The organism is Streptomyces sp. NBC_01341 (assembly GCF_035946055.1).
In the GTDB taxonomy this organism is placed as follows: domain Bacteria; phylum Actinomycetota; class Actinomycetes; order Streptomycetales; family Streptomycetaceae; genus Streptomyces.
The window spans coordinates 3,109,552-3,122,672 of the sequence record NZ_CP108364.1 but is presented as its reverse complement, the minus strand read 5'-3'; the positions used below and the strand labels follow the sequence as shown (position 1 = coordinate 3,122,672).

7 protein-coding genes are annotated in these 13,121 nt (G+C 65.8%); all 7 read left to right on the top strand.

What is annotated here, in order from left to right:
* The first annotated feature begins 345 nt into the window (after positions 1-345).
* The 7 genes from rplJ (at position 346) to fusA (ending at position 13,011) form a co-directional block, all read left to right on the top strand.
* Positions 346-903 carry a 50S ribosomal protein L10 gene (gene rplJ, locus OG206_RS13505; protein WP_327115703.1) on the top strand — a complete coding sequence of 186 codons (558 nt, stop codon included), beginning with the start codon at positions 346-348 and terminating at the stop codon, positions 901-903.
* 83 nt (positions 904-986) lie between these two features.
* Positions 987-1,370 (top strand): 50S ribosomal protein L7/L12, encoded by a 384-nt coding sequence (rplL, locus tag OG206_RS13500; protein ID WP_327115701.1) that lies wholly within the window; start codon positions 987-989, stop codon positions 1,368-1,370.
* 613 nt (positions 1,371-1,983) lie between these two features.
* Positions 1,984-5,469 (top strand): DNA-directed RNA polymerase subunit beta, encoded by a 3,486-nt coding sequence (gene rpoB, locus OG206_RS13495; RefSeq protein ID WP_327115699.1) that lies wholly within the window; start codon positions 1,984-1,986, stop codon positions 5,467-5,469.
* 129 nt (positions 5,470-5,598) lie between these two features.
* Entirely contained in the window at positions 5,599-9,498 is a 3,900-nt protein-coding gene (locus OG206_RS13490) for a DNA-directed RNA polymerase subunit beta' (RefSeq protein WP_327115697.1), read from the top strand.
* Positions 9,499-9,998: 500 nt separating this feature from the next.
* Positions 9,999-10,370, top strand: coding sequence for a 30S ribosomal protein S12 (gene rpsL, locus OG206_RS13485; RefSeq protein WP_003948652.1), 372 nt, complete (start codon positions 9,999-10,001; stop codon positions 10,368-10,370).
* Between the two features lie 2 nt (positions 10,371-10,372).
* Positions 10,373-10,843, top strand: coding sequence for a 30S ribosomal protein S7 (rpsG, locus tag OG206_RS13480; RefSeq protein WP_014154599.1), 471 nt, complete (start codon positions 10,373-10,375; stop codon positions 10,841-10,843).
* Between the two features lie 38 nt (positions 10,844-10,881).
* Positions 10,882-13,011 (top strand): elongation factor G, encoded by a 2,130-nt coding sequence (gene fusA, locus OG206_RS13475; RefSeq protein ID WP_327115694.1) that lies wholly within the window; start codon positions 10,882-10,884, stop codon positions 13,009-13,011.
* The last annotated feature ends 110 nt before the right edge of the window (positions 13,012-13,121 follow it).

The window sequence follows — 13,121 nt, the reverse complement described above, 5'->3', positions numbered from 1 at the left end:
TCGGAGGCTAGCGGGGCCCGTCCCCGCACGACGCGGCCCAGGAGCCGCCTGAGCCGTCCGACCGGCTCCCAAACCTCTCGCGTGGGTCGAACCGGGACGGATTTGCTCCGGATGGCCCCGGTCGCGTACGCTCCACAGGAAGCCAAAGACCGCTGGTCGTTGCCGCGCTCTCGCAAGAGGCACGGTGACCGAAGGTTCCGCTAGATCGGACGACCTGCGCAGGTGACTGTGGAACGCTCCCGGACTCTGTCCGGTCGAGCCGCGCCCTGGCACTTGTGCTGGGGCGTTTCGTCTTTCCCGGCCCCTTCTGAGCGGTCCTCATCACCCGGAAGGAGGCCGACGCTCATGGCAAGGCCCGACAAGGCTGCCGCGGTAGCCGAGCTGACGGACCAGTTCCGCAGCTCGAACGCCGCCGTGCTGACCGAGTACCGGGGTCTCACCGTGGCGCAGCTCAAGACGCTGCGTCGTTCGCTCGGTGAGAACGCCCAGTACGCCGTGGTGAAGAACACGCTGACCAAGATTGCGGCCAACGAGGCCGGGATCGACACGCTGGACGACCTCTTCGCAGGTCCGACGGCGGTTGCCTTCATCACCGGTGACCCGGTGGAGTCGGCGAAGGGTCTTCGTGACTTCGCCAAGGACAACCCCAACCTCATCATCAAGGGCGGTGTCCTTGACGGTAAGGCGCTGTCCGCCGATGAGATCAAGAAGCTCGCGGACCTCGAGTCCCGCGAGGTGCTGCTCGCCAAGCTGGCCGGCGCCATGAAGGGCAAGCAGACTCAGGCTGCGCAGCTCTTCCAGGCTCTGCCGTCGAAGTTCGTCCGCACCGCGGAAGCGCTTCGCGCCAAGAAGGCCGAGCAGGGCGGTGCCGGTACGCCGGCTCCCGCCGAGGCCGCCGAGTAATTTCGCTCAGCGGTCCAGCGGGCTCCATGTACGCCCGCCGACATATACATCCGGCACCTGCCGAATAGTGGAAGGACGCCATCATGGCGAAGCTCAGCCAGGAAGACCTGCTCGCCCAGTTCGAGGAGCTCACCCTCATCGAGCTCTCCGAGTTCGTTAAGGCGTTCGAGGAGAAGTTCGACGTCACCGCTGCCGCCGCGGTCGCCGTTGCCGGCCCCGCGGGCGTCGGCCCGGCCGCCGAGGCCGCTGAGGAGCAGGACGAGTTCGACGTCATCCTCACGGGTGCCGGCGAGAAGAAGATCCAGGTCATCAAGGTCGTGCGTGAGCTGACCTCGCTGGGTCTCAAGGAGGCCAAGGACCTCGTCGACGGCGCCCCGAAGCCCGTCCTCGAGAAGGTCGCCAAGGAGGCCGCCGAGAAGGCTGCCGAGTCCCTCAAGGGCGCCGGCGCTTCCGTCGAGGTCAAGTGACTTCGAGAGTCTCCTGACTCTCCCGAGGCCGTTCGTGTCGTAAGGCACTGAGTGACCTCACCGAAGGGCGATCACCCATCCGGGTGGTCGCCCTTCGGCATGCCCCAGGAGGCTGCCTTGATCTTCCGTCTTCGGCGAGTAGGGTGATCTTCGCCGTGCGTTTCTCCGGGGCGTGCCCTGGGGCGTCAACAGGCGTCCTCCGGGCGCAGGTGAAGATCGGCGGACGTCCGCCGGGGTCTCAGGGCCTTGACGAACCGCACGCGGCGCGCAATTCTCAGGACGCGTCGTCATCTCGATCCGCATCCGAGGCATGGATCGAGAGCGAAGAGGGCAGTAAAGAAGAGCGCACACCGCGCGAGGGCTATTCATAGGTGTTGAGAACAGCTGTTGAGAGCAACGTGGGTCTCTGAGAACCCCGACTGGACATCAGTGTGCCGCTTGGCTACACTGACCCTTTGCGCTGCCTGTTAGCTGCCTCCTGCCCGTCACCAGGGGCATGCCCACGCTCAGCACCGATGACCGGACATTCCCTGACCTTGGGATTCCTGTCTCTGTGTGCGGCTTGGGGGCCGGTACGCGCGTAGTGAGTCCGAGCCCTCGGAAGGACCCCCTCTTGGCCGCCTCGCGCAACGCCTCGACCTCGAATACGAACAACGGTGCCAGCACCGCCCCGCTGCGCATCTCTTTTGCAAAGATCAAGGAGCCCCTCGAGGTTCCGAACCTCCTCGCGCTGCAGACCGAGAGCTTTGACTGGCTCCTCGGCAACGCCGCGTGGAAGGCTCGCGTCGAGGCCGCTCTGGACAGTGGACAGGACGTCCCCACCAAGTCCGGCCTGGAGGAGATCTTCGAGGAGATCTCACCGATCGAGGACTTCTCCGGGTCGATGTCGCTGACGTTCCGCGACCACCGCTTCGAGCCCCCGAAGAACTCGATCGACGAGTGCAAGGAGCGCGACTTCACGTTCGCCGCCCCGCTCTTCGTCACGGCCGAGTTCACCAACAACGAGACCGGCGAGATCAAGTCCCAGACGGTCTTCATGGGCGACTTCCCGCTCATGACCAACAAGGGCACCTTCGTCATCAACGGCACCGAGCGTGTCGTCGTGTCGCAGCTCGTCCGCTCGCCGGGTGTCTACTTCGACTCCTCGATCGACAAGACGTCCGACAAGGACATCTTCTCCGCCAAGATCATCCCCTCCCGGGGTGCCTGGCTGGAGATGGAGATCGACAAGCGCGACATGGTCGGTGTCCGCATCGACCGGAAGCGCAAGCAGTCCGTCACCGTCCTCCTGAAGGCTCTCGGCTGGACCACCGAGCAGATCCTCGAGGAGTTCGGCGAGTACGAGTCGATGCGCGCCACCCTGGAGAAGGACCACACCCAGGGCCAGGACGACGCGCTGCTCGACATCTACCGCAAGCTGCGTCCGGGCGAGCCGCCCACCCGTGAGGCCGCTCAGACGCTGCTCGAGAACCTCTACTTCAACCCGAAGCGCTACGACCTCGCGAAGGTCGGCCGCTACAAGGTGAACAAGAAGCTCGGCGCCGACGAGCCGCTCGACGCCGGTGTGCTCACCAGCGACGACATCATCGCCACCATCAAGTACCTGGTGAAGCTCCACGCCGGTGAGCTCGAGACCGTCGGTGAGTCCGGCCGGACGATCGTCGTCGAGACCGACGACATCGACCACTTCGGCAACCGTCGTCTGCGTAACGTCGGCGAGCTGATCCAGAACCAGGTCCGTACGGGTCTCGCCCGTATGGAGCGCGTCGTGCGTGAGCGCATGACGACCCAGGACGTCGAGGCGATCACGCCGCAGACCCTGATCAACATCCGGCCGGTCGTCGCCTCCATCAAGGAGTTCTTCGGCACCAGCCAGCTGTCGCAGTTCATGGACCAGAACAACCCGCTGTCGGGTCTCACCCACAAGCGCCGTCTGTCGGCTCTTGGCCCGGGTGGTCTGTCCCGTGAGCGGGCCGGCTTCGAGGTCCGTGACGTGCACCCGTCCCACTACGGACGCATGTGCCCGATCGAGACCCCTGAAGGCCCGAACATCGGTCTGATCGGTTCGCTCGCCTCGTACGGCCGCGTCAACGCGTTCGGCTTCATCGAGACGCCGTACCGCAAGGTCGTCGACGGCCGGGTCACCGACGAGGTCGACTACATCACCGCCGACGAGGAAGACCGCTTCGTGATCGCCCAGGCGAACGCGACGCTCTCCGAGGACATGCGGTTCACCGAGCCGCGCGTCCTGGTCCGCCGTCGTGGCGGAGAGGTCGACTACATCCCCGGTGACGACGTCGACTACATGGACGTCTCGCCGCGCCAGATGGTGTCCGTCGCCACCGCGATGATCCCGTTCCTGGAGCACGACGACGCCAACCGTGCCCTCATGGGCGCGAACATGATGCGTCAGGCGGTGCCGCTCATCAAGTCCGAGGCGCCGCTCGTCGGCACGGGCATGGAGTACCGCTGCGCCACCGACGCCGGTGACGTGCTCAAGGCCGAGAAGGACGGTGTGGTCCAGGAGGTCTCCGCGGACTACATCACCGTCACCAACGACGACGGCACGTACACCACGTACCGCATCGCCAAGTTCTCGCGCTCCAACCAGGGCACCTCGGTCAACCAGAAGGTCGTCGTCTCCGAGGGCGACCGCGTCATCGAGGGCCAGGTCCTCGCCGACGGGCCGGCCACCGAGAACGGTGAGATGGCGCTGGGCAAGAACCTGCTCGTGGCGTTCATGCCGTGGGAGGGTCACAACTACGAGGACGCGATCATCCTGTCGCAGCGCCTCGTGCAGGACGACGTCCTCTCCTCGATCCACATCGAGGAGCACGAGGTCGACGCCCGTGACACCAAGCTCGGCCCGGAGGAGATCACCCGGGACATCCCGAACGTCTCCGAAGAGGTCCTCGCCGACCTCGACGAGCGCGGCATCATCCGTATCGGTGCCGAGGTCGTCGCCGGCGACATCCTCGTCGGCAAGGTCACGCCCAAGGGCGAGACCGAGCTGACCCCGGAGGAGCGTCTGCTCCGCGCGATCTTCGGTGAGAAGGCGCGTGAGGTCCGTGACACCTCGCTGAAGGTCCCGCACGGCGAGATCGGCAAGGTCATCGGCGTCCGTGTCTTCGACCGCGAAGAGGGCGACGAGCTGCCGCCGGGCGTGAACCAGCTGGTCCGCGTCTACGTCGCGCAGAAGCGCAAGATCACCGATGGTGACAAGCTCGCCGGCCGTCACGGCAACAAGGGCGTCATCTCCAAGATCCTCCCGATCGAGGACATGCCGTTCCTTGAGGACGGCACCCCGGTCGACATCATCCTCAACCCGCTGGGTGTCCCGTCCCGAATGAACCCGGGACAGGTCCTGGAGATCCACCTCGGCTGGCTCGCCAGCCGCGGATGGGACGTCTCCGGCCTCGGTGACGAGTGGGCCCAGCGCCTGCAGGCCATCGGTGCCGACCAGGTCGCCCCCGGCACCAACGTCGCGACCCCGGTCTTCGACGGTGCCCGTGAGGACGAGATCACCGGCCTCTTCAAGGCCACGATCCCGAACCGCGACGGCGACCGGCTGGTCCAGCCCTCCGGCAAGGCCCAGCTGTACGACGGCCGCTCCGGCGAGCCGTTCCCGGAGCCGGTCTCGGTCGGCTACATGTACATCCTCAAGCTGCACCACCTGGTCGACGACAAGCTCCACGCCCGTTCGACCGGACCGTACTCCATGATCACGCAGCAGCCGCTGGGTGGTAAGGCGCAGTTCGGTGGGCAGCGATTCGGTGAGATGGAGGTGTGGGCTCTTGAGGCTTACGGCGCCGCATACGCCCTCCAGGAACTGCTGACGATCAAGTCCGACGACGTCACGGGCCGCGTGAAGGTCTACGAGGCGATCGTCAAGGGCGAGAACATCCCCGAGCCGGGCATTCCCGAGTCCTTCAAGGTGCTCATCAAGGAAATGCAGTCGCTCTGCCTCAACGTGGAGGTGCTGTCCTCGGACGGCATGTCCATCGAGATGCGCGACACGGACGAGGACGTCTTCCGCGCGGCGGAGGAGCTCGGTATCGACCTGTCCCGGCGAGAGCCGAGCAGCGTCGAAGAGGTCTGACGGGTTGGCCGGCCGGATCCCAGTGATCCGGCCGGCTCTCCCCGGACCCGTTCAGACCATTGCTGAAGTGCCCCGTTTTCTCGCATCACGCGAGGGGGCTCGAACCCCCGAAAGAGGGATTGACGACAAGTGCTCGACGTCAACTTCTTCGACGAGCTGCGGATCGGCCTTGCCACCGCGGACGACATCCGGACCTGGTCCCACGGCGAAGTGAAGAAGCCGGAGACCATCAACTACCGCACGCTCAAGCCCGAAAAGGACGGACTCTTCTGCGAGAAGATCTTCGGTCCGACCCGGGACTGGGAGTGCTACTGCGGCAAGTACAAGCGTGTCCGCTTCAAGGGCATCATCTGTGAGCGCTGTGGCGTCGAGGTCACGCGCGCCAAGGTGCGCCGTGAGCGCATGGGCCACATCGAGCTTGCCGCTCCCGTCACCCACATCTGGTACTTCAAGGGTGTCCCGTCACGTCTGGGCTACCTGCTGGACCTCGCGCCGAAGGACCTCGAGAAGGTCATCTACTTCGCCGCGTACATGATCACGTTCGTCGACGAGGAGCGCCGCACGCGCGACCTCCCGTCGCTGGAGGCGCACGTCTCCGTCGAGCGTCAGCAGGTCGAGAACCGTCGCGACTCGGACCTCGAGAACCGTGCCAAGAAGCTCGAGACCGACCTGGCCGAGCTCGAGGCCGAGGGCGCCAAGGCCGACGTACGCCGCAAGGTGCGCGAAGGTGCCGAGCGTGAGATGAAGCAGCTGCGTGACCGTGCGCAGCGCGAGATCGACCGTCTCGACGAGGTGTGGAGCCGCTTCAAGAACCTCAAGGTCCAGGACCTCGAGGGCGACGAGCTGCTCTACCGCGAGCTGCGTGACCGCTTCGGCACGTACTTCGACGGCTGCATGGGCGCCGCGGCGCTGCAGAAGCGCCTGGAGTCCTTCGACCTCGACGAGGAGGCCGAGCGCCTCCGCGAGATCATCCGTACCGGCAAGGGCCAGAAGAAGACCCGTGCGCTCAAGCGCCTCAAGGTCGTCTCCGCGTTCCTGCAGACCAGCAACAAGCCCAAGGGCATGGTGCTCGACTGCGTGCCGGTCATCCCGCCGGACCTGCGTCCGATGGTGCAGCTGGACGGTGGCCGCTTCGCGACCTCCGACCTGAACGACCTGTACCGCCGTGTGATCAACCGCAACAACCGCCTCAAGCGTCTCCTTGACCTCGGTGCCCCCGAGATCATCGTGAACAACGAGAAGCGGATGCTGCAGGAGGCCGTCGACGCGCTGTTCGACAACGGCCGCCGCGGTCGCCCGGTCACCGGTCCCGGTAACCGTCCCCTGAAGTCCCTCAGCGACATGCTGAAGGGCAAGCAGGGCCGTTTCCGTCAGAACCTCCTCGGCAAGCGCGTGGACTACTCCGCGCGTTCCGTGATCGTCGTCGGTCCGCAGCTCAAGCTGCACCAGTGCGGTCTGCCGAAGGCGATGGCGCTGGAGCTCTTCAAGCCGTTCGTGATGAAGCGCCTGGTGGACCTGAACCACGCGCAGAACATCAAGTCGGCCAAGCGCATGGTCGAGCGTGGCCGCACCGTCGTGTACGACGTCCTCGAAGAGGTCATCGCCGAGCACCCGGTGCTGCTGAACCGTGCGCCCACCCTGCACCGCCTCGGCATCCAGGCCTTCGAGCCGCAGCTGGTCGAGGGCAAGGCCATCCAGATCCACCCGCTCGTCTGCACCGCGTTCAACGCGGACTTCGACGGTGACCAGATGGCCGTGCACCTGCCGCTCTCCGCGGAGGCGCAGGCCGAGGCCCGCATCCTGATGCTGTCCTCGAACAACATCCTGAAGCCGGCCGACGGTCGCCCCGTCACCATGCCGACCCAGGACATGGTGCTGGGTCTCTTCTTCCTCACCACGGACGAAGAGGGCCGCAACGTCAAGGGCACGGACCGTGCGTTCGGCTCCACGGCCGAGGCCACCATGGCCTTCGACGCCCGCGAGCTGTCGCTGCAGGCGAAGGTCGACATCCGCTTCCCGGTGGGCACCATCCCGCCGCGTGGCTGGGTGCCGCCGGTCGCCGAGGAGGGCGAGCCCGAGTACCAGCCGGGCGACACCTTCCGGCTGCGTACGAGCCTGGGCCGCGCGCTCTTCAACGAGCTGCTGCCCGAGGACTACCCGTTCGTCGACTACTCGGTGGGCAAGAAGCAGCTCTCCGAGATCGTCAACGACCTGGCGGAGCGCTACCCCAAGGTCATCGTGGCGGCGACGCTCGACAACCTGAAGGCCGCCGGCTTCCACTGGGCGACCCGTTCCGGGGTCACCGTCTCCGTTGCCGACATCGTCGTCCCCGAGGCCAAGAAGGCCATCGTCAAGGGCTACGAGGAGCAGGACGAGAAGGTCCAGAAGCAGTACGAGCGCGGTCTGATCACCAAGGACGAGCGCACGCAGGAGCTCATCGCGATCTGGACCAAGGCGACCAACGAGGTTGCCGAGGCGATGAACGCGAACTTCCCGAAGACGAACCCCATCTTCATGATGGTCGACTCGGGTGCCCGAGGAAACATGATGCAGATGCGTCAGATCGCGGGTATGCGTGGTCTGGTGTCGAACGCGAAGAACGAGACCATCCCGCGTCCGATCAAGGCGTCCTTCCGCGAGGGCCTCACCGTCCTGGAGTACTTCATCTCCACGCACGGTGCCCGTAAGGGTCTCGCGGACACCGCCCTGCGTACCGCCGACTCGGGTTACCTGACCCGTCGTCTGGTGGACGTCTCGCAGGACGTCATCATCCGCGAGGAGGACTGCGGCACCGACCGCGGCCTCAAGCTGAAGATCGCCGTCAAGGGCGCCGACGGCGTCCTGCGCAAGACGGACGACGTCGAGACCTCGGTCTACGCCCGCATGCTCGCCGAGGACGTCGTCATCGACGGCAAGGTCATCGCGCCTGCCAACGTGGACCTCGGTGACGTCCTGATCGACGCCCTCGTGGGCGCCGGCGTCGAGGAGGTCAAGACCCGTTCGGTCCTGACCTGTGAGTCCGCGGTCGGCACCTGTGCCTTCTGCTACGGACGCTCGCTCGCCACCGGCAAGCTGGTCGACATCGGTGAGGCGGTCGGCATCATCGCCGCCCAGTCCATCGGTGAGCCCGGTACCCAGCTGACGATGCGTACCTTCCACACCGGTGGTGTGGCGGGTGACGACATCACGCAGGGTCTGCCCCGTGTCGTCGAGCTCTTCGAGGCGCGTACCCCCAAGGGTGTCGCCCCGATCTCGGAGGCCAAGGGCCGGGTCCGCATCGAGGAGACCGAGAAGACCAAGAAGATCGTCGTCACGCCGGACGACGGCAGCGAGGAGACGCCGTTCCCGATCTCCAAGCGTGCCCGTCTGCTGGTCGGCGAGGGCGACGCGGTCGAGGTGGGCCAGAAGCTCACCGTCGGTGCCACGAACCCGCACGACGTGCTCCGGATCCTCGGTCAGCGCGCGGTCCAGGTCCACCTGGTCGGCGAAGTCCAGAAGGTCTACAACTCGCAGGGCGTGTCGATCCACGACAAGCACATCGAGATCATCATCCGGCAGATGCTGCGCCGTGTGACGATCATCGAGTCCGGCGACGCGGAGCTGCTGCCGGGCGAGCTCGTCGAGCGGTCGAAGTTCGAGGTCGAGAACCGTCGTGTGGTCACCGAGGGCGGTCACCCCGCCTCCGGCCGTCCGCAGCTGATGGGTATCACCAAGGCCTCGCTCGCCACCGAGTCGTGGCTGTCGGCGGCGTCCTTCCAGGAGACGACCAGGGTCCTGACCGACGCGGCGATCAACGCCAAGTCGGACTCCCTGATCGGCCTCAAGGAGAACGTCATCATCGGTAAGCTCATCCCGGCCGGTACGGGTCTCTCCCGCTACCGCAACATCCGGGTCGAGCCGACCGAGGAGGCCAAGGCCGCGATGTACTCGGCCGTCGGCTACGACGACATCGACTACTCGCCGTTCGGCACGGGCTCCGGCCAGGCCGTTCCGCTGGAGGACTACGACTACGGTCCGTACAACCAGTAAGCGAGTCGCTTGATACGACCGAAGGGCGGTCATCCCGTTGCGTACGGGGTGGCCGCCCTTCGGCGCGCCCGGTGCCCGGTGCGGTGAGGTCGGTCACCCGGGGTCACGGAGGGCCTCGGTCCCCTGCGGGCCCGAAGCTGCGGTCCGGGGCGTCGCAGGAGTCGTTTATGCTGGTCAGAGAGGCTGTGCCGGCAGTGGTGCCGAGGCCGTGGACGTTCCGGGGGCCGGGCTGGGGCACGCCTCGGGCTCCGGGGCCCGGGGGTGGACAGCATTTGTTTTGACCCAGCTCCGTGAGGTAGGTACGCTCAAGCCTTGTGCCTGGGGTGTGCCTGGGCTCGGGTGCGTGTCCTCAACCGCACGGCGAGTCCGTAAGTGGCCACCGCAATCTGTGTGTTCCCTGCGTCACCGCAGGGGCGTGCAGTATTCGACACACCCGACCGCGTGGGTCGGCGAGTGTTCCAGGTTAGTTTCACGAACGGCACACAGAAACCGGAGAAGTAGTGCCTACGATCCAGCAGCTGGTCCGGAAGGGCCGGCAGGACAAGGTCGAGAAGAACAAGACGCCCGCGCTCGAGGGTTCGCCCCAGCGTCGTGGCGTCTGCACGCGTGTCTTCACGACCACCCCGAAGAAGCCGAACTCGGCGCTCCGCAAGGTCGCACGTGTGCGTCTGACCTCTGGCATCGAGGTCACGGCCTACATCCCGGGTGAGGGGCACAACCTGCAGGAGCACTCCATCGTGCTCGTGCGTGGTGGCCGTGTGAAGGACCTGCCGGGTGTTCGTTACAAGATCATCCGTGGTTCGCTCGACACCCAGGGTGTCAAGAACCGCAAGCAGGCCCGCAGCCGCTACGGCGCCAAGAAGGAGAAGTAAGAATGCCTCGTAAGGGCCCCGCCCCGAAGCGCCCGGTCATCATCGACCCGGTCTACAGCTCTCCTCTTGTCACGTCGCTGATCAACAAGATCCTGCTCGACGGCAAGCGTTCCACCGCCGAGCGGATCGTCTACGGCGCCATGGAAGGCCTCCGCGAGAAGACCGGCGCTGACCCGGTCATCACGCTGAAGCGCGCGCTCGAGAACGTCAAGCCGTCGCTCGAGGTCAAGTCCCGCCGTGTCGGTGGCGCCACCTACCAGGTGCCGATCGAGGTCAAGCCCGGTCGTGCCGCCACCCTCTCGCTGCGCTGGATCGTGGGTTACTCCCGCGCCCGCCGTGAGAAGACCATGACCGAGCGCCTCATGAACGAGCTGCTCGACGCCTCCAACGGTCTTGGCGCTGCCGTCAAGAAGCGCGAGGACACCCACAAGATGGCCGAGTCGAACAAGGCCTTCGCGCACTACCGCTGGTAGTCGCTCACCCCATCGAGACCGAGAGAAGATTGAGCCTTATGGCCACCACTTCGCTTGACCTGGCCAAGGTCCGCAACATCGGGATCATGGCCCACATCGACGCGGGCAAGACGACCACCACTGAGCGGATCCTCTTCTACACCGGCGTTTCGTACAAGATCGGTGAAGTCCACGACGGCGCAGCCACGATGGACTGGATGGAGCAGGAGCAGGAGCGCGGCATCACCATCACGTCCGCCGCGACGACCTGTCACTGGCCGCTCAATGATGTTGACCACACCATCAACATCATCGACACCCCGGGTCACGTCGACTTCACCGTCGAGGTGGAGCGTTCGCTCCGCGTCCTCGACGGTGCCGTCACCGTGTTCGACGGTGTGGCCGGCGTCGAGCCGCAGTCCGAGACCGTCTGGCGTCAGGCGGACCGCTACGGCGTGCCGCGTATCTGCTTCGTCAACAAGCTCGACCGCACCGGCGCCGAGTTCCACCGTTGTGTCGACATGATCGTCGACCGCCTCGGTGCGGTTCCGCTCGTCATGCAGCTCCCCATCGGCGCCGAAGCCGACTTCAAGGGCGTCGTCGACCTCGTGTCGATGAAGGCCTTCGTGTGGCCCGAAGAGGCCGCCAAGGGCGAGATGTACAACACCGTCGAGATCCCCGACACGCACAAGGAGGCCGCCGAGGAATGGCGCGGCAAGCTCCTTGAGGCCGTCGCGGAGAACGACGACCAGATGATGGAGCTGTACCTCGAGGGCAACGAGCCCACCGAGGAGCAGCTGCACGAGGCGATCCGTCGGATCACCCTCGCGTCGAAGGGCTCGGCCGACTCCGTCACCGTGACCCCCGTCTTCTGTGGCACCGCGTTCAAGAACAAGGGCGTCCAGCCCCTGCTCGACGCTGTCGTCCGCTACCTGCCTTCCCCCCTGGACGTCGAGGCCATCGAGGGCCACGACGTCAAGGACCCGGAGCTGGTCATCAAGCGCAAGCCTTCGGACGACGAGCCGTTCTCCGGCCTGGCGTTCAAGATCGCGAGTGACCCGCACCTCGGCAAGCTCACCTTCGTCCGGATCTACTCCGGTCGCCTCGAGGCCGGCACCGCGGTGCTGAACTCGGTCAAGGGCAAGAAGGAGCGCATCGGCAAGATCTACCGTATGCACGCGAACAAGCGTGAGGAGATCGCGTCGGTGGGCGCCGGTGACATCGTCGCCGTCATGGGCCTGAAGCAGACCACCACGGGTGAGACGCTGTCCGACGACAAGAACCCGGTGATCCTGGAGTCCATGGACTTCCCGGCGCCGGTCATTCAGGTCGCCATCGAGCCCAAGTCCAAGGGTGACCAGGAGAAGCTGGGTGTCGCCATCCAGCGCCTCTCGGAGGAGGACCCCTCCTTCCAGGTGCACTCCGACGAGGAGACCGGCCAGACCATCATCGGTGGTATGGGCGAGCTTCACCTCGAGGTGCTCGTCGACCGCATGAAGCGCGAGTTCCGCGTCGAGGCGAACGTCGGCAAGCCCCAGGTCGCTTACCGCGAGACGATCCGCAAGACCGTCGAGCGCATCGACTACACGCACAAGAAGCAGACTGGTGGTACCGGCCAGTTCGCGAAGGTGCAGATCGCCCTCGAGCCCATCGAGGGTGGCGACGCCTCCTACGAGTTCGTCAACAAGGTCACCGGTGGCCGCATCCCCCGTGAGTACATTCCCTCGGTGGACGCGGGTGCTCAGGAAGCCATGCAGTTCGGCATCCTGGCCGGTTACGAGATGGTCGGCGTCCGCGTCACCCTTCTCGACGGTGGTTACCACGAGGTCGACTCCTCGGAGCTCGCCTTCAAGATCGCCGGTTCGCAGGCGTTCAAGGAGGGTGCCCGCAAGGCGTCCCCCGTGCTCCTCGAGCCGATGATGGCCGTCGAGGTCACCACGCCCGAGGACTACATGGGCGATGTCATCGGCGACCTCAACTCCCGCCGTGGCCAGATCCAGGCCATGGAGGAGCGCAGCGGCGCTCGCGTCGTGAAGGGCCTCGTGCCCCTCTCGGAGATGTTCGGCTACGTCGGAGACCTCCGCAGCAAGACCTCGGGTCGCGCAAGCTACTCGATGCAGTTCGACTCCTACGCCGAGGTTCCGCGGAACGTCGCCGAGGAGATCATCGCGAAGGCCAAGGGCGAGTAACTCTTCCGAGCTCACGCTTTAGGCTTGTCACCGGAGCCCGGTCGGGCATTCGTCGTGGTGCGTAAGCAACGCGGCGGGTGCCCCCGGCACCGGCATTCCAGCAAAGATCA